Annotated in this window: 22 protein-coding genes; 8 read left to right on the top strand and 14 right to left on the bottom strand. The window is 37.2% G+C overall.

The window, feature by feature from the left end:
• Positions 1–183: 183 nt before the first annotated feature.
• The 8 genes from tpiA to I597_RS07640 all read left to right on the top strand — a co-directional run bounded on the left by tpiA (position 184) and on the right by I597_RS07640 (position 7,661).
• Positions 184–936: a triose-phosphate isomerase gene (gene tpiA, locus I597_RS07675; RefSeq protein WP_035328093.1), complete on the top strand. Its 753-nt coding sequence runs from the start codon at positions 184–186 to the stop codon at positions 934–936.
• Positions 937–1,042: 106 nt separating this feature from the next.
• Positions 1,043–1,555, top strand: coding sequence for a hypothetical protein (locus tag I597_RS07670; protein ID WP_152594982.1), 513 nt, complete (start codon positions 1,043–1,045; stop codon positions 1,553–1,555).
• A 2-nt stretch (positions 1,556–1,557) separates the two neighbouring features.
• Positions 1,558–3,162, top strand: a complete 1,605-nt coding sequence (locus I597_RS07665) for a S8 family peptidase (protein WP_035328091.1) — start codon at positions 1,558–1,560, stop codon at positions 3,160–3,162.
• Positions 3,162–4,022: a 50S ribosomal protein L11 methyltransferase gene (gene prmA, locus I597_RS07660; RefSeq protein ID WP_035328089.1), complete on the top strand. Its 861-nt coding sequence runs from the start codon at positions 3,162–3,164 to the stop codon at positions 4,020–4,022. The genes I597_RS07665 and prmA overlap by 1 nt, the downstream gene beginning before the upstream one ends.
• 97 nt (positions 4,023–4,119) lie before the next feature.
• On the top strand, positions 4,120–4,395 hold the full coding sequence (locus I597_RS07655; protein ID WP_035328087.1) for an ATP-dependent Clp protease adaptor ClpS: 276 nt from the start codon (positions 4,120–4,122) through the stop codon (positions 4,393–4,395).
• A gap of 93 nt (positions 4,396–4,488) precedes the next feature.
• Positions 4,489–5,679 carry an ADP-forming succinate--CoA ligase subunit beta gene (gene sucC, locus I597_RS07650; RefSeq protein WP_035328085.1) on the top strand — a complete coding sequence of 397 codons (1,191 nt, stop codon included), beginning with the start codon at positions 4,489–4,491 and terminating at the stop codon, positions 5,677–5,679.
• Between the two features lie 343 nt (positions 5,680–6,022).
• Complete coding sequence (locus I597_RS07645) at positions 6,023–6,358, top strand: hypothetical protein (RefSeq protein WP_035328083.1); 336 nt, start codon at positions 6,023–6,025, stop codon at positions 6,356–6,358.
• 106 nt (positions 6,359–6,464) lie between these two features.
• Entirely contained in the window at positions 6,465–7,661 is a 1,197-nt protein-coding gene (locus I597_RS07640) for a lipoprotein N-acyltransferase Lnb domain-containing protein (RefSeq protein ID WP_035329076.1), read from the top strand.
• A gap of 4 nt (positions 7,662–7,665) precedes the next feature.
• Here I597_RS07640 and I597_RS07635 read toward each other — a convergent pair whose 3' ends face one another.
• The 14 genes from I597_RS07635 to I597_RS07570 all read right to left on the bottom strand — a co-directional run bounded on the left by I597_RS07635 (position 7,666) and on the right by I597_RS07570 (position 23,572).
• Positions 7,666–9,060, bottom strand: coding sequence for a sugar transferase (locus I597_RS07635; protein ID WP_035328080.1), 1,395 nt, complete (start codon positions 9,058–9,060; stop codon positions 7,666–7,668).
• 35 nt (positions 9,061–9,095) lie between these two features.
• Positions 9,096–10,112 carry a glycosyltransferase family 4 protein gene (locus I597_RS07630; RefSeq protein ID WP_035328078.1) on the bottom strand — a complete coding sequence of 339 codons (1,017 nt, stop codon included), beginning with the start codon at positions 10,110–10,112 and terminating at the stop codon, positions 9,096–9,098.
• Complete coding sequence (locus I597_RS07625; RefSeq protein WP_035328076.1) at positions 10,066–11,427, bottom strand: O-antigen ligase family protein; 1,362 nt, start codon at positions 11,425–11,427, stop codon at positions 10,066–10,068. Before I597_RS07625 ends, I597_RS07630 begins: the two co-directional genes overlap by 47 nt.
• The gene (locus I597_RS07620; protein ID WP_035328074.1) at positions 11,424–12,503 is read right to left on the bottom strand and encodes a glycosyltransferase family 4 protein; all 1,080 of its coding nucleotides are present in this window, start codon (positions 12,501–12,503) and stop codon (positions 11,424–11,426) included. The genes I597_RS07625 and I597_RS07620 overlap by 4 nt, the downstream gene beginning before the upstream one ends.
• Entirely contained in the window at positions 12,503–13,612 is a 1,110-nt protein-coding gene (locus tag I597_RS07615) for a glycosyltransferase family 4 protein (RefSeq protein ID WP_035328070.1), read from the bottom strand. Before I597_RS07615 ends, I597_RS07620 begins: the two co-directional genes overlap by 1 nt.
• Positions 13,612–14,157, bottom strand: coding sequence for a serine O-acetyltransferase (locus I597_RS07610; protein ID WP_035328067.1), 546 nt, complete (start codon positions 14,155–14,157; stop codon positions 13,612–13,614). Before I597_RS07610 ends, I597_RS07615 begins: the two co-directional genes overlap by 1 nt.
• Complete coding sequence (locus I597_RS07605) at positions 14,157–15,155, bottom strand: glycosyltransferase family 2 protein (protein WP_035328065.1); 999 nt, start codon at positions 15,153–15,155, stop codon at positions 14,157–14,159. The genes I597_RS07610 and I597_RS07605 overlap by 1 nt, the downstream gene beginning before the upstream one ends.
• The gene (locus I597_RS07600; RefSeq protein ID WP_081965022.1) at positions 15,148–16,653 is read right to left on the bottom strand and encodes a glycosyltransferase family 2 protein; all 1,506 of its coding nucleotides are present in this window, start codon (positions 16,651–16,653) and stop codon (positions 15,148–15,150) included. The genes I597_RS07605 and I597_RS07600 overlap by 8 nt, the downstream gene beginning before the upstream one ends.
• A 40-nt stretch (positions 16,654–16,693) precedes the next feature.
• Complete coding sequence (locus tag I597_RS07595; RefSeq protein WP_035328061.1) at positions 16,694–17,830, bottom strand: glycosyltransferase family 4 protein; 1,137 nt, start codon at positions 17,828–17,830, stop codon at positions 16,694–16,696.
• Positions 17,830–18,573: a hypothetical protein gene (locus I597_RS07590; protein WP_236884370.1), complete on the bottom strand. Its 744-nt coding sequence runs from the start codon at positions 18,571–18,573 to the stop codon at positions 17,830–17,832. The genes I597_RS07595 and I597_RS07590 overlap by 1 nt, the downstream gene beginning before the upstream one ends.
• A gap of 131 nt (positions 18,574–18,704) precedes the next feature.
• A complete protein-coding gene (locus I597_RS07585) occupies positions 18,705–20,138 on the bottom strand; it encodes an MBOAT family O-acyltransferase (RefSeq protein ID WP_035328058.1) in 1,434 nt (477 codons plus the stop codon).
• Positions 20,138–21,538: a glycosyltransferase family protein gene (locus tag I597_RS07580; protein ID WP_035328056.1), complete on the bottom strand. Its 1,401-nt coding sequence runs from the start codon at positions 21,536–21,538 to the stop codon at positions 20,138–20,140. The genes I597_RS07585 and I597_RS07580 overlap by 1 nt, the downstream gene beginning before the upstream one ends.
• Positions 21,539–21,540: 2 nt before the next feature.
• Positions 21,541–22,416, bottom strand: coding sequence for an N-acetylneuraminate synthase family protein (locus I597_RS07575; protein WP_035328054.1), 876 nt, complete (start codon positions 22,414–22,416; stop codon positions 21,541–21,543).
• Positions 22,409–23,572 (bottom strand): acylneuraminate cytidylyltransferase, encoded by a 1,164-nt coding sequence (locus I597_RS07570; RefSeq protein WP_035328053.1) that lies wholly within the window; start codon positions 23,570–23,572, stop codon positions 22,409–22,411. The genes I597_RS07575 and I597_RS07570 overlap by 8 nt, the downstream gene beginning before the upstream one ends.
• Between the last annotated feature and the right edge of the window lie 113 nt (positions 23,573–23,685).

Here is a 23,685-nt window from a genome sequence, read left to right as displayed (position 1 = left end):
GAAAACGGTATCGTGAAAACTACGGTAACCGCACCCCAAACTTCAATTGCGGGTGTTATATTTGTTATGATGAGTACGCTTTCGCGAAAGCGTAATAACAACCCTTATTAATCACTTTGATAAACTCATCTACCATCAAATACAATTAACAAGCTACTACCCTAGCGCCAAAAAATATACATAATGAGAAAACACATCGTTGCCGGAAACTGGAAAATGAACAATGATCTTGCTGCCACAGCTGGTCTCATCACAGACTTAAAACGCAAAGTAAATAATGGTGATGCAGAGGTTATTATTGCTCCTACATACATTAATTTACATAGCGCCTTTGAGAGTCTAAGCGATAGTAACATCACAGTAGCCGCACAAAATATGCACCAGGCAAAAAGTGGAGCTTACACTGGTGAGATTTCTGCAGCTATGCTTAAAAGTGTGGGGGTAAATACAGTAATTTTAGGTCATAGCGAGCGTCGTGCTTATTTTAATGAAGGAGATGAGCTTCTTACAGAAAAGGTAAATGCTGCCCTTGAAAACGAGATGCGAGTGATATTTTGTTTTGGAGAAGAGCTAGAAGATCGCAAGGCTGGCAACCAAGAAGAGGTTGTAGAGAGCCAGCTTAAAAACGCACTTTTTCACCTTGATGCTTCGGCTTGGTCTAGTATCGTACTAGCATATGAGCCAGTATGGGCAATAGGTACAGGAGAGACTGCCTCACCAGAGCAGGCACAAGATATGCACGCATTTATAAGAAAAACAGTTGCAGAGACCTATAACGAAGAAGTAGCAGAAAATGTAACTATACTTTACGGAGGATCTGTAAAACCTGGTAATGCAAAAGAGATTTTTGGCAAGCCAGACGTAGATGGAGGCCTCATAGGTGGCGCATCGCTTAAGGCAGATGACTTTTTTGAAATTGTAAATGCTTTTGCTTAAAAGCAGCCACATTTTATCATAAATAAAAATGCGCTGGCCATTACGGCTGGCGCATTTTTATTTTATATCAATTGGTATTAGTATTTTAGAGCTAAATCTTATTGTAATGAAAATACTTACGCTCGCTCTACTTATAATGTTAACCACCTCAAGCTGTGCTGCTCAAACTACTAGTGAGACTGCCACAAACCGTGATGGATCACTGGCTCTCTTTAAAAACAAAAAAGAAAGCAACGCCATTTATGTGACTAAAAGTGGTAATATGGGCATAGGCAAAAAGAAGCCTACAGATAAGCTAGAAGTAAACGGACGCATACACGCTCGCTCTGTAAAAGTAGATCTAAAGGAATGGGCAGATACTGTTTTTGAAGACGGGTATGATTTAGCCCGCTTACGCGAAATTGAGAACTACATAAACACAAACGGGCATCTACCAGAAATCCCCTCTACCGAAGAGGTTCTTAAAAACGGTATAGAACTAGGTGAGATGAATAGATTACTCCTCAAAAAAATAGAAGAACTCACACTACACCTCATACACCAAGAGAAACAAATAGAACAAGCACTAGACAAGGTCGCAACGCTCGAAAAAGAAATAGCTACGATAAAAAAATCATAGGTATGATGCGGCTAGTCATCATCATACTTATTGCTTTCTCTTACACCATTACGGCACAAGAGGACAGATTTTATATAAGAACTGTATCAAATGCTATAGAAATACCTGTACAAACGCAAGACTCTGTTGTTACGTATACAGGAGATGACTTGCGTTTAAAAACGCTTTTTGAAAAACACGACGTAAAGGTTTTTAGAAGAGGGTTTAAATATGCCACTCGCGATAAGCTCAAGCGCACCTTCTTTGCCATTGCCGCTACACCTGCCTTTCAGCAAGAGTTAAAAATGATTGCTCCAGATATATTTGAGTTTTCTGAAAGTATTACCGCTCAAAAATTACAAATCTATGAGCCTAATGATTATGGAGTAACAAGTACTACAGGACAAAATCTAGGAGCACCGATTGTATTTGATTATTATGATTTTCTTGGAGTACCCCAAGCCTGGTACTACACTACGGGCTCACCAGATGTGCACATTGGTATTTCAGATGGATATGTAGATCCAGAAGACCCAGAGTTTACTGGTAAACTTACAGTGGTAAAAAAAAGCAGCCTCTCTGGTGGTCACGGTTATAACATAGCCGCCATAGCTGCAGCGCAAGGTGATAATAGCTATGCTGGTGCAGGTGTATGTTATGATTGCAGCATAAAGACTACTACCTATGGAGATTTTAAGGAGTTTAATCAACTTCTAGAACTTGCAAGAAGCGGCGTAAAAGTCATAAACTGCAGCTGGGGAAGTCGCACCTATTATGAGACCGCTCAAGAAGCAATTAATGAGATGCGAGATCTAGGGACCATCATTGTATCTGTGCCCCATAATGCACCTTATAGCAAAACCAACGGAACACAATTAAGATACCCGGGAGCCTATGAGCACGTACTATCTGTGGGTAGTGTGCAACATAAATATGGTACTATAGAAGATGGCCTCAACATAGAAGAAAAAAATGGTAAATATTATGCCGAAAAACAACAGTATCACCTCTCCCGCACAGGAGGATTTGCAAATAATGACCCAAAAGACACCTATAGACTTTACTTAAGCTCTACAAATAATCTTGACGCCACAGTAGATATTGTGGCACCGGGCAATGATATCTTTCAGTATTACAAGTTTCAAAAAAATGGAGAGATTGCTTACAATCCTTATCAAGCTACCTCACCCGCAGCACCACTAGTAACCGGCACTATAGGTCTTATGCTCTCCGTAAACAATGACTTATCTGTAGATGAGATGAGTAGCATTATAAAACTCTCTGCTACAAACATAGATCACATTAAGGCTAACGAGCCGCTCCGTGGGCTCTATGGCGCAGGGTCTTTACACACTGGAAGAGCAGTAAAAATGACACACGAGATGCTGCAACCAGACAGCTATACGCTGGTAGAAAATCAAAACTTTACAAGATGGAGTTTTAGCTTACGAGCTCCTTATAAAGTACTTATAAGAAATGAGCAATTTAGAGAAGCTGCCCGAGTAGATTTTACTGCAAAAGAAGAGATTCTCATCGATACAGAAACCGTATTTTTGCCCGATGTAAATGGATCTATACTTCTCACCATAGACCCAGAAGCAACATACAACTTACAAAAAAACAACTAATGACTCCCATCTACCTAGGCTACACATTTACTATAGAACCACGCGACCCAGCTACAGAAATTCTCATTGCAGAGCTAGGCTACGCAGGTTTTGAAAGCTTTACAGAGACCTCTACTGGTGTAATTGCATACATACAGAAGCAAGAGGCGTTTCCAGAAGGTGAGGTGCAGTTTGACAAACTACTCAATGATATACAGATCTTAAATTCTCAAGAATTTAAAATCACATATAGTGCAGAGGAGATAGAGCAGGTAAACTGGAATGAGGAGTGGGAAAAGAATTTTGAACCTATAGAAGTAGATGGTAAGTGTGCCGTGAGAGCGCCCTTTCACAAAAAAACAGATGTAGCGTTTGATATCGTAATAGAGCCAAAAATGTCTTTTGGCACCGGCCATCACGAGACTACCCATATGATGATCAAGCACCTTCTTAAACTTGATGTTGCAGGTAAGAAAACACTAGATATGGGATGTGGCACAGGCGTGCTTGCTATACTTGCAGAGATGCGTGGCGCACAACCTATAGATGCTATAGATATAGACAACTGGTGCTACCTTAACACTATAGAAAATGTGGAGCGTAACAACTGTAAACACATCACCACTTATGAGGGTGAAGTATCTTTACTTAGTGATAAAAATTATGATATCATCATCGCAAATATAAATCGCAACATATTACTAAGTGACATCCCTACCTATGCTAGCTGTCTTTCCGAAGATGGAATTTTATTATTAAGTGGATTTTATACAGAAGATATTCCGCTTATTTCTGAAAAATGCAATGAACACGGACTTTACTTCGTTAGTAACTATGAGCGCAATAATTGGGTCGCTTGTAAGTTTGAGAAGCGAGGCTAGACACAGCTAGAGAGTTGATAATATTATGTTAGAATTACGCTTTCGCGAAAGCGTAAACCCACAAAATTTGTAAATTTGTAGCAAAAATCTTAATGATATGAGCAATCAAGAAAAATATCAAGAAGAACTAGACATCTTAACCGAAGAATCACCGGCACACGAGATTATACTCTATAATGATGATGTAAATACCTTTGATCACGTGATCAATACACTCATCTATGCTTGTGATCACGAAGAAAATCAAGCACACCAGTGTGCACTACTGGTACACTATAAAGGGAAGTGCTCTGTAAAGTCTGGCGATTACAAAGATTTAGAGCCTCGTTGTTCTAAACTTTTACAAGCGGGACTTAGTGCAGAAATTGTATAAAATCATTCCTCAGAATTAATCACAAAAACTATTGCGCTCCCGTAGCGCATTTGTTATTTTTGCGAGGCAAATTAAGCATCTTAAACGAAGATTATGAATCTACACGAATATCAAGGAAAAGAGATATTAAATAGTTTTGGCGTACGTATCCAACGCGGTTATGTAGCACAGACTCCAGATGAAGCTGTTGCAGCTGCCAAAAAACTTACAGAAGAAACCGGTACTGGATGGCACGTAATCAAAGCCCAAGTACACGCAGGTGGACGCGGTAAAGGTGGCGGTGTAAAACTCGCAAAAAGTCTTGATGAAGTAAAAACAATCGCAGACCAGATTATAGGGATGGATCTTGTAACACCTCAGACTAGCGCTGAAGGTAAGAGAGTACACCAAGTACTTGTTGCAGAGGATGTATACTACCCAGGTGACAGCGAGCCAGAAGAATATTATATGTCTGTACTTCTTAACAGAGGGACAGGTCGCAATATGATTATGTACTCTACAGAAGGTGGGATGGATATTGAGACGGTAGCAGAGGAGACTCCGCACCTTATCTTTCACGAAGAGATAGATCCTGCAACAGGATTACTTCCTTTCCAAGCACGTAAAATCGCTTTTAACCTTGGGTTAAGTGGTGCTGCTTTTAAGGATATGACAAAGTTTGTTGCTGCTCTTTATAAAGCATACACAGATTCTGACAGTTCACTTTTTGAGATCAACCCTGTTCTTAAAACAAGTGACGATAAGATTATGGCAGTAGATGCTAAGGTATCACTAGATGATAACGCATTATACCGTCGTAAAGATTATGCAGCTATGCGTGACAAGCGTGAGGAAAACCAAGTAGAGGTTGAAGCTGGTGAGAAAGGACTTAACTATGTAGACCTAGACGGAAACGTAGGGTGTATGGTAAATGGTGCTGGACTTGCGATGGCAACTATGGACCTTATCAAGCAATCTGGTGGTGAGCCTGCAAACTTCCTTGACGTAGGAGGTACTGCAGATGCTGAGCGTGTTGAGGCTGCTTTCCAATTAATACTTAAAGATCCAGCTGTAAAGGCAATCTTAGTAAACATTTTTGGAGGAATTGTACGTTGTGACCGTGTGGCACAAGGTATTATAGATGCATATAAAAATATGGGAACTATAAACGTGCCTATCATTGTACGTTTACAAGGTACTAATGCAGATATCGCAAAGAAACTTATAGATGATTCTGGACTTGACGTTCAATCTGCTATCGAGTTTAAAGAAGCTGCAGATAAAGTTCAGGCTGTACTAGCTTAAGACTTACATTATATAAACGTGAGTAATCACGTTGTAAAATCCCGCTTTTATAGAGCGGGATTTTTTTGTTTTGGTAACATTGCACTATATGTAATAAAATGTAAAAATCAATTCACTTTTGGTCACAAATTATCCTTTTTAAAAGTGTCTTATAAATGGTTTTAAATGAATTATTGTGGAGTGTGTTTTTACGCTTTCGCGAAAGCGTTATTTGAAAATCAACACAACGTTAACGACTGTAAATGAGGGTTAAAGAACAGTTAAGCTTCATATCAAGGTGTCACATATTGAAAAAATAGCCGTCTCTTTGTTATAGAATTAATCAAAAAAACAAAAACCTATTATGAAAAAAGTAAACCTATTAGTACTTGTAGCCTTATTATCAATAAGCACAGTATTTGCAACCGAAACTGAACCAACCTCTGACGAGAAAGGAAAGACTGTAACTCAACAAGTGGCAACTCTTTTAAGCGAGCCAGGATTTGAGGTAAAAAAAGATCTAACTGCACAGGTTACCTTAATGGTAAACAAAGCAAATGAGGTAGTTGTTATAGATGTAGACACTAAAGAAGAATATGTAGCTGCTTTTATTAAGTCACGCCTTAATTATGAAAAACTAGAGACCCAAACTGTAGGAACTCAATTTACAGTGCCTGTACGCATCGTACCGGGTGTATAAAACTTCTTTAATATTGTAAAGCCAGACTATGTCTGGCTTTTTTTATGGGTTTAAGTTACTAGATAGGCTTTGCTCCTTAATCGTATCTCAACTATCTTTACCATCTATGAAAAAGGCACTACTCCTACTTTTACTCGCTTACTCTTTTATTTGTGAGGCACAGCAACGATTTCCTACTCTCTCTACAGAGGCAAGTATCGAGCTCATAACTATAGGACCTGGTCCAGAACTTTATGATGCCTTTGGGCACACTTCTGTGCGTGTTAAAGATGTGCCTAACAAGATAGATCTGGTTTTTAACTATGGAGTTTTTGACTTTGACACACCTAATTTTTACTTAAAATTTGCTAGAGGAAAACTACTTTACAAGCTAGCTGCCGCTCCTTATAAAAATTTTGAGTACAGCTATAAAGCGCAACAGCGCTGGATAAAATCACAAGAACTCAATTTAAACCAGCAAGAAAAGCAAGATACCTATGAGTTTTTACTCAATAATCTAGATGAGGCTAACCGCTATTATAAATATGATTTCTTTTATGACAACTGTGCAACACGACCTTATTATGCCGTTGCATCTTCTGTAGAAGGATCTCTTGCATTACAACATACAGGTATAGATACAACGCTCACTCATAGGGATCTTATAAGACAGTATGTACCTTGGAACAGCTGGGGAAGTTTAGGTATAGATGTAGCTCTTGGGTCCGTGATAGATCGTGTTGCCACGCCAGAGGAGCATTTATTTTTACCTAACGAGCTTATGGCTTCTTTTAAAACAGCCCAAGTAACTAGTGGCAATAGTTCAAAAGCACTGGTTAAAAACTCTCAGACTATATTTGAACCTAGCTTTATACACTCTTATGGAGTCCCTTTTTATGTAAGCCCACTATTTATACTAGGACTCATTGCTTTATTTATCGTTTACAAGACCTATAAGGACTTTAAAGGTGATAATGGAATAGGGTGGCTAGATACTACTCTTCTACTTTTTACGGGTGTTACGGGTGTGCTAGTGGCTTTTTTGTGGTTTGGGACAGATCATATTGCTACCGCTTGGAATTATAATATTCTCTGGGCATTTCCTTTTCACATACTTGCAGCATTTGCCGTTAAGAAGGTGCAACCTGCAAGATGGATTTATCCTTATATGAAACTAGCAGTTATTTTAATGTGTTTACTATTTGCTCATTGGGCAATAGGAGTACAGAGTTATGCTACCTCATTGTTGCCGCTTCTTATAGCAATAGCTGTAAGGTATATTTATATATTGAGAAATATAAAACTTACACGTATAGAGGCGTAGTTTTTTATTGCCCTCTAAAATTGATTACCGTACTTATGGTCTTAAGAATAATACTCAAATCCATAAAAAGGTTACGGTGCTTGATATAATATAAATCATATTGCAACTTTTCTAGTGCCCCTTCTTCAGAAGTGGTATAACTTCCCATTACTTGTGCCCAGCCAGTGAGACCAGGTTTTACAATATGCCTTGTCTCATAAAAAGGAATTTCTTTAGATAATTCTTTCACAAATACTGGACGCTCTGGTCGAGGTCCTATCACGCTCATCTCTCCTAAAATAACATTGAAAAATTGAGGAATCTCATCTACTCTACTCATTCTTAAAAACCTCCCAAAGCTGGTAATACGACTATCACCTTTCTGGGCATAGGCAGCTCCATCTTTTTCGGCATTAACAATCATTGTGCGTAGCTTGATAATTTTAAAAGGTTTACCATTATGCCCTACTCGCGTTTGTGTATAAAAAAGTGGCCCCCTATTACCTATTAAATTACCTAACCAAATAAATGGAGCAAAGACTACAAAGAAGCTTATACCAATAATGCCTAATAAAAGATCAAACACCCTATGTATAAGTCTATAAAACTTATTTTGATTACTTCTGCTAAAAGGAAAGTAGCGATAAAAATCTTTGTCTACGTGTTGGACAGGCACCCGCTGCACAATCTCCTCATAAACCTGCATATACTCCCTTATAGGGAATCCTTTTTCTAAAAGAAGTATGAGCTCGTTGTATAACGGCAAGGTAATCCCATCTGAGTAGCTGCTTGCAACAATAATTTCTGAAATACCATTATCCCTTATAGTTTGTAATAAGCCTTCTGGGGGGTAACGCTTAGCATCTGTTGCAATTACTTCTTCTATAGACATAGGTTCTGTATTTACATAACCCGCTATTTTATAATTAGGATCTGCGCTTTCTAAATTTTTAATTATTGTAGTAATATTAAAAGAGTCTCCTACTACAATGGCTTTTTTGTAAAATCTAGGAGCGGCAATAACAGTGATATATAACCATCGCCAGAGACTTACACCTACAACCATAGCCAAGAAGAAAAACACAATCTGTAATCTGTTTTCTGGTAAAATAGGTGTGTAAAAAGGGGTTAGTAAATAAAACAATACGGTAACAGATACTGTAAGAATAACATTCTTAAGCATTGTTTGAAATTTTACTGTTTTGGGTAAGAAGTATAGTTCAAAAACAGTCCCAAAAATAGAGAGGTACGCAATGAGCACAATAATAGCTACTCGGTTATGGCTATTGATCTCGAGATAATCAAATTCTAAAAATAACCGTGTAAGATAAAGTGCTCCCAGAACAGCTACTATATCAAAAATACGAAGCAACACTTTACGTTCTGAAACGTTAAAATGTATATCTGGAAAAAACGACATTTCTAGTTGGTTAGAGATGTAAATATATCATAAAATTAGTAGAGCACTTGACGCCACTTGCTTTTGACTGATTCCCAGTCATATGCAGCTACCTTATCTCGAGCTTTTTGTGTAATCTTGATACTGTCATTAGTGTTTGAAATTGCGTTTACCACTTTCTCAGTAAACAACTTAACGTCTGACGGTGGACTAAGATAGCCGTCTTCTTTATCACTTATAAGATAAGGCATTCCTCCCACACTGGTGGATACTACGAGTAAGCCTAGAGCCATTGCTTCAACTACACTTAGCGGCATATTATCAAAATTTGTGGTATTTATAAAGATATCGTGTTTTGTGCTCTCTTTAATCCACTCCTTTTTTGATAATTTTCCAGTAAAAGTCACGGGTAAATTATTAGTTCTAGCATACTCTTTACAGCTTTGCAAACTCCCATCCTTTTCTGGCCCTACCATCGTGAGCGTAGCATCCGGATGATGAGTGAGGAGCTGTTCTAAAACTTTAATCGCCATTAAAGGATTGTATATTTTGGCAAATGATCGCACCCAGAGTAACTTGGGTTTAAAGTTCTCCCTCTCTGTAAACGGATACTTTTCTATCTCAAGTGTATTAGGAATGTGTATGAGGTTTGAGAATCCCGCTTTCGCGAAAGCGCTATATAAATAACCACTAGGCGCAACATTACAGCTGGCATCACCAAATAACTTTTTACAGATACCCGGTTTTTTTTCTAGTCGCTCTGGTAAATTACCACCGTGTAAGATGGGAATATAAGGAAGGTTACTCTTGCTACAAAGCCTCCCTATGATCACTGCATACCAGAAGTTAAGCGTGCTGTAGGTATCAATTAGAACGACATCTACAGTGTCCCTAACCTTGTAAAAGGTAGCAATCATATCCAGCAACCTGAGAAGTTTATTAGGCTTTTGAGATGTAATTATTACGTCATAGCTCTCCTGCTCGAGCAGCGGGCTCAAGGTTTCTATAGTAGCAAGCGTTTTACCACTAGCGGAGAGCGCGTTGCCTACGTACAGGAGTTTTCTTGTTTTCATTTACAATATTTAATAGGCATAAAGCATAAATAAAACCTGGTGCCGCAATTCGCATTGAGGAGTGGTTTATTGTTAAAAACCAAAACAACAGCGCCGAAAAAAACAGATAGTTACGCCTGTTTTTAGATCTATAAACTAATGGATAAATAATTAAAATGCCCAGTATTACTAAACCTAGGATGCCGTGCTCTGATAATAGTCTACTCATTTCGTTATGAGAAGCAGCACTCAAGCCAGTAGTTTCTTCTCTGTATTCTTTAATTTTACCCACTCCAACACCCACTAAAGGGTTTTCATAAAAAGCAGAAATTTCGGACTCTAGGAGCTCAGCTCTACCCGTTGTAATGTCGCTTTTAAGTCTTCCAGCAGCATCCCTATTTGTATAACGTTTATTTATAAGGCCGTTGGTTTGAAAAGAGCTATAAACGGAGGCTACACCTAATACAATACTTAATAGTATTAAATAGGTAAACATACGTCGTCTAGCAACAGCCTTTGCTCCGGCAAAATATACGATTAAAAAAACTGCACTTATAATAAGCCCCGTAAGAACTCCCCCTCTAGAAAACGTAATTATACCCTTATAAAGTAAAAACCCAATAATAAACAAATGTGTAAATAATAATAATTTATTTTTGCTATGCACTACCAGTTGGACCAGTGCGGCAAACATTCCTAAACCTAACATTGTAGACACTTGATTAGGCCCAAAACCACCTGTTGCAGAATAATTTGCACCCGTACTATTGAGAGATTCTCTTAAATCTGGAGTGCCTAGTGTAATATATAAAGCCATTGCTATAATAGGCAATAGCAGCCATTTTGCGAGATACGACAACTGTTTATAAGTTAACCTTCTATCTATGCAGTATAATGCAGAGAGTCCTAAGCAGAGTGGTCCACTCAGATTAAAGAATACTGCATTTCTAACATCTGACCCTATTTTTAAATTTATAGCTGTAACGAGTATACTGGGAAACAGTAAAAATATATAGAACCAGTATATACCAGATTTACGACTGGTACCACTTAAAAAAAGCCCTATAAGCATAAATGCAATTACAGTATATTTTCCCGCCTCATAAATGCGTACCGCCTGCGTCATTCTAAAAAACACCTCAGCACCCGTCATATAAGCCGCAGCCATAAGCGCTTCATTATTCTTATTTCCAGTTTTTAATATGTGAAAAAGAAAAAAAGCAATACTTATGAGAAAATATACTGTTGAGAATGATTTTTGAAAAAAAATCACTGCACCTATAAGTACGTGTACTAATAAGGAAATAATGTACCAATGTTGCTTACTTAAATTCATTTAGCCTTAACTAATACATTATAAATAGGTAATAATGATTGCATAAATTTCTGCGCACTATAATGTTTATCTATATTTTTTTTTAATGCACTTCCCATCTTTTTTAAATCGTGACCTTCAGAGGCAAAGAGTTTTTTTAACGCTTGAGGCATTTCTGTTTTGACATCATTTATTACAATTCCATCTTTACCTACTACTTCTTCACACTGACCTACATTTGTAACAATTACTGGTAAAGATGCATTACCATACTCTAGTAAAGAAAGTGGTAAACCTTCAGATTTTGAAGCAATAACACCAATATTTACTTGACTCAAAATATACGGGATATCTTGTCTTGATCCATATACAAAGACACTATCCTTTAAATTATGCTTTACTATATATTCTCTTACAGATTGACCGTACTCATCTCCAAAATCAGTTCCGACTAGGTGTAAAGTCCAGCGAGGAAAACTAGTCCAGGCTTCAATAAATGCATCTATTAAGGCTATATGGTTTTTAATGGGCCTAAGATTTGCCAATAGTAATACCCGATTACCAAACTCTCCATAAAGCTTAGTCTGCTCAATAAAGTTTGTTGAAAATACAGGAAAATTATTTAAGTAATAATTATGCTCAATACTTAAATTTTGAGTTGACCACTTTAATAATTCTTCACTCACCGCTATACTAACATTGATAAACTTTGAAAGTAATTTAATCTTAAATAAGGACAAGCCACGCATTTTTGTACTCATTCCATAATGATTATGCCATACTACCTTGATATGTGGATATCTCAGTCTAGTAAATACAGCCAGCTGAACAGATGTAGAGTGCGCGTGTATAATTTGAATGTCGTGATTTTTTACATAATGAAAGAAACGCACGAAAGCCTTTACATCTATTTTACCAGATTTACCTAGAATAAAAAAATTTACATTGTTATTAATAATCTTTTCAAGTGCCCCAGACTTTACTGTACTACATAAAAAAGAAGTGATGCCTTCTTTAGCGTTAAGGTTTGCAATATTTACCGCCATACGCTCTGCCCCTCCTCCATCTAGTGAGTCTATAAGTTGTAATACTCTCATTAAAGCAATTCTTTTATCTGAGCTGTAAATGTGTCCATCGTATACTGCCTAGACCAATGTGTGGCAGCATTACTCATTTTCTGTAAAGATGCACTATCTTCTAGCTGTTTGATTAGTTGAGTGGTATTTATTTTATCTGGATTATCAACAAGTATTCCTCTACTGCCATTATCTAGCATCCAAGGAACACAAGAAACTTGAGTAACTATAGGAATTGCTCCCCAAAACATACCCTCTGCAATAACCTTAGGCCAGCCTTCACTTTTTGATAATAGTATGACAAGATCAGATCTTTTGTAGGCTTCTTTTACTACGTTTGCCGGTTGGTTTCCTCGCAAAATGACGTATTCAAGGAGACCATTTTCCTTCCTATACCATTTAATATCTTCCATTTGTGGACCATCGCCAAACATCTCAAGCACTATATCAAGACCAACTTTACGTAACTTGTTTATAAGCTGTACCGTTTCAAATGGTCGTTTATTACTTCCCATTGTACCTACAAAAATTGCTCTTAAAGGTTTATCAAAATTTCTCTTTTTAAAAGAGTCTATCTCTTCTAGGTAATAACTTGCTGTAAAAAAAGGGGTGATATTACTGGTACTATTTTCCCACTCTCCATACACTAGTACTTGTATATTTTTAGTAAGTGTGGTACTCGATAAAATCTTTTTTTGAAGTCTGTAAGCGAGTGGTTGTTTTGACAAAGGGTCCCAATTTCCAGCATACTTGGCAGTTTTCTTCTTATTAGGGAACAGAACTTGTACCATACAAGCAAGTAAGCACAGGTTACCCGGAGCCCGCAAGTGTATGTGATCTGCCTTACGCATAGCACTCCATAAAACGATGGCTTGATACGGCAATGTAAGTATAGATATAAGTGCAACAAGTATGCTGTTAAATTCTAGTCTTCGGAGACTTTTAATATTGATGTCCTGTCTATCAAATGGAGCATTGAGTAGTGCTCTTTTATAACTAGTGGGACATACAAAGGTTACTTGATCTACAGAATCAAGCCAAATATTCATCTCTTTTATATAAGGGGCATACCCTTCATATATTCCCTTTTTATCTAAGATAGGAGCATCAGAAATAACTAAAAAATCCATTATATGTAATCTTTAGAATCTTTAGCACTTACCATCTTTGCGGGTACTCCCAATACTGTAGTACCTTCTTTAACATCTGTAATTACTAAGGAGTTTGCTCCTATAACAGCCCCATCACCTACATTTATTCCTCCTGCGATAACAGCTCCAGCAGCCATATAAACACGATTACCTATTGTAGGAACACCGCGGTGTGCTCCTCGTCCACTCACACCTATCGTTACTCCTTGCGAGATATTACAATGCTTCCCTATTACAGTTTCTGGACTAATAATTATACCTGAGTAGTGACCTATATACAAGCCTTCACCTATTGTTGCTGCATAGGGTAGTGTTATCCCTGTAATCACTTCAATCCATTTCTGAAAAAAAACACCAACAACCAGTAAGGGTGCTTTTACAATCTTAGGCATTGTAGATCTATAAATGGCATTAAAGAAACGATATACAAACAAAGCCCACAATCCTTGCTGTGTTAACACCAGTAATAATGCACTGCTCTTACTGTACTCTTTATAACGTTGTATGTCCTTTTTATAACGCATTATCTAGGTTTGCTTAAAAGTAAGCTAAAAAGACCAACAGTGCGACCCAGAGCTTCTGTTAATGCTTCTTTACGGCTAGAAGTAGTAAGCACATTTACAAAACGAATAAGTGTCAAAACACTACTTATCGCATACCATTTTATAATATTAATACATCCAGGCTCAGGGTGCATCACTCTCCACACATACCAGCCATTAAGTGTTACCATCTTACCATAATGATATTGATTAGGCCTTCCAGAGGCGTCGTGATGATGCGCAAGGTTTGCGCCTGTATGTACATATAGCTGTCCTAGTTTTGAAATTCTGAATGTATAATCTGCATCCTCATAAAGACCGTAACCTTCAAAATATTCAGAGAATTTATTCTTTTTCAAAACCTCTAGAGGAAAGCTGGAGACTCCTCCCATAAGCTGTTTTACTTCATAAATTTTTCCAGTAGGAGGCAAGAAACTAACAGACCTGCCGTGACCATATTTCGGTAAGATGCCTGGTGGAGTATTTGCATCTAGACCTAACTTTCTTCTTAGTTTAAAACGAGCTCCCTCTTTCCTTCTATACCCATCATAATAGAAGTGATGTATGTCTCTTGGATTTAATGTTTCTGCACGCTCCCACTGCACTTCGTTATTAATGTAACCTCCTATTCCATAAGCATTAGGATATGCTTGATACACATCAAGTATTTTCTCAAAATATGTAGGTTCAAGCACTGTATCATCATCTAGAAAGCACACCACATCCATCGTATTACTTACTCGATCTATACCGAAATTCCGCTGTTTAGTAAGACCTCTTTGTGCGTCTGAAACTTTGTAATAGGTGAGGTTCTTTATTCCGCTTTCGCGAAAGCGTACCTCTGTCTCATCATTAACACTTCCATCTATGATGAGTATCTCATCTGGGTAAACCGTTTGGGTTTTTACAGAGTCTAGTAGCGTGGTAAGCGCTACTGGGCGCATATATGTGCAAATTATTAGAGAGAGTTTTTCAGTCATTGAATGGAAGTTTTTGAGCCCATTTTTGACTAGCTTCCCAAGCGGAACGGAAGTATCGTATATACGAGATAGGATTCTTGATGCTGTTTTCTTTATAAAATTTAAAAAACAGCACCCATTTATAACCTATTAATTGTTTATTTGTTGTGTTTTTTTCCCTGTGATACATTACTTGTGGCGAAGGTTTCGGAAGAATCGCTCCCTCTATCTGCCAAGGAAAAACTTTTTTACTTCTAAACCCTCCTATTGGTGCTTTTAGGTGTGTGATTTTTATGTTGGGTGCATAGAGTATATCTGCTCCATTGTTACGTATTTGCATACCAAAATCTACATCTTCGCCATAACCGTGCTCTAAAGCAGGATCAAAAGATACATTTACTAGTGCACTTTTATGGATAACACTGCAGCCTGCACCAAAATACGGCCATTGCTTAAGGTGAACATTAGTTTCCTTCTCGCCTTTTTGCAAATATGACATATTTATACATTTTGCATTTGTTTTGAAAAGCGTTTTTTGTATTTCTTGTAATGTGTCATTAGTAAGCCTACCATCATCATCAAACAAGAAAACCCATTCTGAGGCACATTTTTTTAAGGCTAAATTTCTAGCATTGCAAACACCCGTCGTATGAATAAACATATGGTCAATCTCAAATGGCCAGTTTTCACTATAGAGATAATCTAATTCTGATGAACTATTAATATCTGGATTTTGCTCTACAACAATCACCTTTTTAGGTAATAAAGTTTGATTTTTAAAGTCATTTAAGACATCAACTAAGTATTTTTCTCTTCCCAATGTTGGTATAACAACATCTATTTGTAATGGTAGACTACCCTCTGGCTTAAAAGTTTCAAATACAATCTTATTAAAATCAATATTTATGTGGCTTGAATTCTTTTTAAAAAGACATCTTAGTACATTTACTACTGGATAAGTACGAGAATACTTCGCGTGCATAATAAACAGAAAAAACAGCCATCTTTTCTTATAATGTTTACTTACAAAAGTATATAGTTCTTCTCTTGTAGCTATAAGACTTTTTACTAAGGCTTGATCCTTAACTAATTGGGGTTCTGACAGGCAAATTAAACCTTGTGCTTGTGCCTTTTTTGCGATAGAATTAAGTAAAAAATCGAAGTTTACATCAACATTTACGGAAGTACTTATTTCATTAAGAACAGTTGCGTGTATTCCTCCCACATAGCTATGCATTTGCCAAGTGGGATACGTAACATCTCCAGGTATTTTCACAAAAGGAGTATCTTCTATATAACCTATATCTTTAGTCAAAAATGGTCTATTTACATCACCATAGCTAAGCATTAGTCTATGGTGATCAAACAACTTTTCTAGTACATCAATATTGAGGTTATGACGCGCCTCTTCACTACACCATAAAACGTACTCTTCCTTAAACCTACTTGCAATCTCAAACAGCACCTCGTTTGGTCTACCTTTCTTAAAAGAAAGTTCAGTTCCATCAAGTTTACGCACAGATATAACGCAATTATTTATGTGATATATTACTATCAAATTAGATCAATGAATTATAAAATGAAACGTTGCTCTGAGCAACGTAATTAATATCAAATTGTTCTTCTATAGTTTCTCTTGCTGCTTTTATAATTCTCTTCCTGAGAGCATCATTTTCAAACACTGTTGTTACTGTGTTAACGTAAGCATCAATATCATCTGGATGATGCATAAAACCATCCTTACCGTGTTCTATAAGGTCTTGTGCCCAACCTATACTAGTATTAATTACTACCTTTTGTAAAGCCATAGATTCAATAGTAACCATACCAAGTGTTTCTGCAAGAGAAGGAAACACGCATATATGTGCTTTTTGTATCTCCTCTTTAACTTGGCCATAAGGTACTTTACCTAAATAAGTAATGGCCTCTATAGCTGCAGGGCTCATTATCTCTTGCATTAATTGCCAAGTAGAAGCACTACCGGTTTGTACATCATAACTATCTGCCCCTATAAAATGAAGTTTTGCAGTAGGATGCGCAATTATAATTTTATTAAACATCTCTATCAATTGAAACACTCCTTTCTTTCTAATAAGTGTCCCGATATTAAGTAAACGTTTAGATATAAATTCTTCTGGAGAATTATTATTGAATTTATCTAACTCCAATCCATAATGGATAATTTTAAGTTTTGATAACGGCTGTTTGAAGAGCTGTATACTTTTTTTACCCGCAAATTGTGTAGGTGCAATAAATGCTTTTGCTTTTCTTACTGCTCGTTTTTCAAAGAAAGCATTTTTCCATTTTTGTGGTCGTCCCTCAATATGACAGAAGTAGGTATCACTTCCGTGAAAACGTATTACAAGTGGCTTTTTTAAGCTCATAAAGGCGGTGATTCCTGTCCAATCTGGTGCCTCGATAATATCGACATCACTACTATGCTTATCTATATACTGCTCTATATGCTTTCTATAAAAGTAGAACCCTCCTATCTTATAATGCTTTTTGGCTATCAAATGAAAAGTCACCCCATCTTCAATAAAAGTGTCCGTTTTATGTTGATCATAAACAAATAAGCTGATTTTATGACCCATTTTACAAAGAGCAGTCACGAGATTTTTTATACTCGTGCCCATACCGCCAGAATTGCCTAATTCTGGATGGGGATACTCTGGTGTGATGTAAGCAATGTGCATTAGTCTATAAGAATATCTTGGGTTAAAATCTTAGTAAATTGATTCGCACCTTTTTCATTGAGATGACCACAGTTAACATAGTACTCAGAATTAGCATCAAATAGTTTAGAATAATCTTTTAAACTTATATGACGCTCCTTAAGTGCTTTCAAAAAAGTATTTCTATTCTCTCCATTTTCACAATAAGGCGCTGTAAACAAAATAAGTTTATCCTGCTCTACTTGCTGTACTATGTCCTCTAATGCTTCGTTTGTACTTACAATACTATTAGGAAAATGACCACTTATATGACTCCCTACTCCTTGCAAAGGTGAAAAGCCACTCTCATAGTTTACTCTTGAAGGTTTCCTTAGGTATTGCATAAACGTCTCTCTAAAACCTATTTTACTATCATTTACCGCATACCTTAAAAAAGGTACTGAGTAATAATCAGGTAAGCCTAAATCATCGATAATATTTGGAGGTAGGTTATTACTATTTAGAAAAGGCATAAATGATGCTATAAATGAAGGTGAATGACCCTTAAAATTATAAATGTAGTCTACTTGAACAAAGAGCTTTTCAAAGGAAATGCTATTCTGCTTGAGAAGTCGCACCAATATTTTATAATCATTAAGTCTTCCACCTTGAATTCCTAAATTTATACAGCTTTTACCTGTTAATTTTTCTACAAGCTCGCAATCTATATGATTCTCTGTACGAGAGCTACCTAAAAAAATATAATCTATATGAGATTCTTTCATATTTGCAACTAGTTGCACCTTATTTCTAGGCACTTCATTTTGATATGCTGCCGTATAAATTACATCTAAAAGCAATAATAGTACTACTATAATTATCGAGATTACACCTATATATTTGAAAAAGCTCCTCATTAAAACTGAAAATATATAAAGTCATTCGGGTTAGAATATGCCCCTTGAGTAAAAATTAATAGTAGTATAAAGGCTAATTTCACAAACTTACACTTGCCTTGAAAAGGATGTTCATATCTTTTGTGAATCCACTCTATTATTATAAAAATAGCTATTAACAACAATAGCTCTACTGTATATCTATCATTTGATATAAATTCAATATCAAAAGTTAAGTCGGTAAAAAGTCTATACAAATATCTTCCAGCTATTTTCACCCCATCTGCTCTAAAAAACACCCAGGCTATACAGGCTAGAATAAATGTACATAGCATCTGCAGTATCTCTTTAAAATTAGGCAATATAGTATTATGTGCAACTTGATCTAGATTCTTTCTATTAGATTTAGAGAGTAGTATGGGTATGAAAAATAACGCGTGTAACGCTCCCCAGAATACAAAGGTCCAGTTTGCACCGTGCCAAAGGCCACTCACTAGAAAAATTATAAGGACATTTCTCAATTGATTTACTTTTGTTCCTCTTGACCCTCCCAGAGGAATATATACATAATCACGAAACCAAGTAGATAAGGAAATATGCCATCTTCGCCAGAACTCAGCCATATCTCTAGAAAAATAAGGGTAGTTAAAATTGCGCATCAAATCAAACCCAAGTAATCGGGCAGAGCCTATGGCTATATTTGAATATCCCGCAAAGTCTCCATAAATCTGAAAAGCAAAGTATACCGCACCAAGGGCCAAACTAAGCGAATTAACCTCTTGATAACCCCCAAAAATAGCATCTACATAAGGAGCACAACTATCTGCAATAACAACCTTTTGAAATAAACCCCAGATAATAAGGTTAACACCTGAGATTGCTTTTTCTTCATTAAATACTCGCTTCTTTACAAACTGCGGCAATAAATTTGTGGCGCGTTCTATAGGACCCGCAACAAGCTGCGGAAAAAAGGATATATAAGCTGCAAAATTTATTAAACTTAATGTAGACCTTAATTTGCCTCTATAAATATCAATTGTATAACTAAGTGTTTGAAAAGTATAAAAAGAGATTCCTACAGGTAAAATTATATCCAGTGTACTTTTATGCATTGAGACTCCTAATGTATCAAAAGCCGAAATCCAACTATCTACAAAAAAGTTATAGTATTTAAAGAACCCTAAAAGCCCAAGATTGATAGTTAAGGATACGATTAAAAGTCCCTTTTTTCTTGTTTGAGAATGCTCTCGAGACATTTTAAGCCCCACAACATAGTCTACAAGTGTGCTGAAGGCTATTAGCGCGAGAAACCGCCAGTCCCACCATCCATAAAACAAATAACTTACAAGAAGAACAAATATATTTTGACCTTTTACAGTGTTCTTTAATAAGAACCAGTAAATCGTAAAGACCAGTGGGAGAAAAAAGAGATATTCAAAAGAATTAAAAAGCATTAACCAAGAATTTGATTTACACCCTCCCAAATACGCTCACTTGCCTTCTCTGGCTGTTCTGGTTTATTTACAATCCCAAACCACTTTTTTGTGACAGGCACTGGATTAAGACTACCATTAAGTAAGCCCTTAATTCCATCATAAATCTCCTCTTTATTCATTGCCCAAGTGACACTTGTATCATAATCTGGCATAGAACGGAAGTGGACGTATTTATAGTTCTGCCCTATGTCACGTATTCCTTTCTTAAGTTGTGGCTGCTCATAATTAGGGTAAATAGTAGGCTTATCGTGAACCACAAAGTCAAACACCATACTCGAGCATATGTTTACCACAAGCTCGCAGTGGTGACAATTATTTACTAGTAAAGCAAAATCTTCTTTAGTAGGCATTACTTGATTCCATTGTGAGCCCATAGGTTTCCACAAAGGGTCTATAGGTGTTATGACATCACTATACTCAGCCAAAACCTCATCATATCTACCCGAAAAATCTATAGGAACCTTTCTATATACAATAGCTACATCTTCACCTTCCTCTCTCAACTTGCGCACAGCAATTGCCGTGTCTTCTAGATAATATTGATCCAGTGGTGACGTGGTTTGATCATCCCCAGAAAAGCAAATGTATCGTGTCTCTTCGCTAAGGTTGTGCTCTAGACAAAATTGCTTTCGCGAAAGCAATAAATCCTTATCATAATGAGGCTCAAACTGTGGAGTTCCCGTTACAAATATTTGTTCTGCTCTTGTTTTTGGGTAATACTGTAAGAGCTGCTCCTTCATCAACTCAGACCATACAAAATAGTAATCCGTCTCTATCGTGGTCATTCCCTTAGGTAGGTTGTCCCAACTGTATATCCAGCACGCCGTTTTTATCCCAAGGTCCTGCGCCGCTAGTATAGGTGCAATGGCCTGTGTAGCGCGCTGTGTGGTGCAAAAAACAATATCTGGACGGTGTTCTTCTAGTTGTGCTTTAAGCTCCTTGTAACGAACAGTAGACCTTTCGGCGGCTTGCATTTGGTTCATTATGCGTTGCCAACCCTTTGGTGTAGCACTAAAGGTTTCGTGATACTTTACAAAAGCACTTTTTACGGCCTTCTTTATACCATTCCACTGTAATGGAAAACGATAGGTAGGATAGACATTATCCTTTTCACGCTTTCGCGAAAGCGCAAGTTCTACCCTTTTTCTTGCGTGACTAAGTGTAGGCGTTTTAGGATGAATTCTTGTGTTTTCAATCACCACTTCTTTATAACCCAATTCCTTTTCTAACGAGAATATCGTGTTATTCCAGTAAGTGATATCAAATCCTTGCGCCTCTCCTACTTCTTTAAACTTAGTAAAAGCAAAGTTGCGTAGGCCTACGCCATCTGGAAAAAGAATGAAAACTTTTTTACCCATTATTATGCTTTACGATACTTAAGCTTATCACGTTGTACTTGCTCAATGGGCAAGATATCTGTCCCTTTATAGTCTAGTGCTTGATGTACTGCTCTTAAGTCTCTCGCGAGTTTGCGCATACCTGCCGGTTCCAGTGATGCACTGTGATCTGTACCCTTCCAAGTACGGTCTAATGTATAATGACGCTCTACTATATTTGCCCCTAGGGTGTAAGCAGCAACATCTACAGCAATACCCAGATGGTGTCCAGAAAACCCGATGTGCTTTACACGATCGCCATACTTCTCGATGAGCGTTTTAATATCCAGCAAACAAACATCTGGAAAGGGTACTGGATATCCAGATGTACAGTTATAAAGTACTAAGTCTTTCCCTCTGTTATGCTTTTCAAAAAACTGTACTAACTCCTCGATCTCATCTCTAGTAGTCATCCCTGTAGAGCAATGTATCTCTCCGTTGTAATTTTCACATAACCAGCCTAGCATTTCGTAATGATTATTACAAGCACTAGGTATTTTTATAAACTCTGGATGAAGTCCAGCTATTTCTTTTGCACTCGTTGTATCCCAGACCGAAGTTGCATAGGTAATACCTAATTCTTCACAAAAAGCCTTAAGCTCTGCGTGCTGATTTACATCAAATTCTAAAAACTCTCTGTGTGCTCCATACGTATCTCCATATGAGTTTATAGGGTTAGGGTGTGGGGCTTCATACTGCTCCTTAGTGAGCAGTTCTATATTGTGTCGCTTCTGAAATTTTACGGCATCTACCTTACAAAAGATAGCGGCTACTTTGATCATTTCTTTTGCTATCTCCATATCACCTTTGTGGTTACCACCTATCTCTGCAATGGTGTAAGGAGCTTTATAATTACTCATATCTATTGTTATATTTTATAATAAAGTCACAGGCCTCGCGTATGGCTCCTTCTGCACTATTATTCTTTAGTATTACGTCTGCGTGATTTTTGATAGGCATTGTCGCATTAGCTGGGGTAAATGACCATCCTGCTACACAAATATTTGCCATATCATTTACATCATCACCTATATAGGCAATGTTTGAAAATGATAGCCCCCTATCAGTTACGATTCTAGAAAGCAGACTGTATTTATCTTTTACGCCCATAAAGACGTCTTTAATTTTGAGCTTCTTCATTCTAGAAGCCACAACCTGTGAGTCTTCTGAGGTCATTACCATCACCTCAACGTTGTACTGTCTCAATATCTCTAGCCCCATACCATCGCGCATATCAAACTTTTTCATAAGTTCGCCCTCTGCACCATAATAAATACAACCATCTGTAAAAACGCCATCTACATCAAGTATAAGATGGGTGATACGGTTGCTTTGTTTCTTAGCTTTTAAACGAGCAGCTAGTAATTCTTCTGCTATTTTCCAGTCTGTGAGTGTATCTATCTCTGTGAGGCTATCTTCAGGCATTTGTACTGTGGCGATGTTACCGCTTATTCTGTTTTTGCTTTCGCGAAAAGCGCTAATTGTAGTCACATAACAAGCTCCATTCTCTATAAGTAAGCCTTCAAAATCTTGTCTACGTGGGCGATTAAAAACGTCATAATTTTTTGGTGTACCGTCTTCATACCAAGTAAAACGATGCGTATTTACAACCGTAAGTGCCGAATCATAATTTGCTCCCGACTGCACTTTATCTATGCACGCATTTATATCTACCGAAGTAGTAAAAGGAGAGGTTGCTTGCAATAAGCATACTATATCAAAAGGCTCTTCTAGACCATTTACAAACTCTAGCATTCCCATCTCCGTAGAAGCTGCATCTGTAGCGCTTTCTTCGCTACGTTTTATGGTCTTTACCTTGTCTGTCCAGTGGTATTCCTTATGAACAAAAGTGATGATATCATCATCATCTGTAAAAATATAAATGGTGTCTAGTTGAGATGCAATTGCCTCACCAAGCGCCCAGCAAAATAAAGGACGGCCTAGCAGCTTCTTTTTATTTTTACCTGGTATGCCCTTTGAGCCTTTGCGCAAGGGGATAAATCCTATTTTTCTCATTGGTTGGGTTTGAGTTAAGAACTATTTAACAAGTTCTACATAGTTGGTCGATAAAAGTATGTATTTTTCGGTTAAAAGGTAAGTGTTTCTTATTGAATTATGCCCCAACTGTA

Source organism: Dokdonia donghaensis DSW-1, assembly GCF_001653755.1.
In the GTDB taxonomy this organism is placed as follows: domain Bacteria; phylum Bacteroidota; class Bacteroidia; order Flavobacteriales; family Flavobacteriaceae; genus Dokdonia; species Dokdonia donghaensis.
Note: the sequence above shows the minus strand (reverse complement) of the source record. Positions and strands in the feature narration are given on the sequence as shown.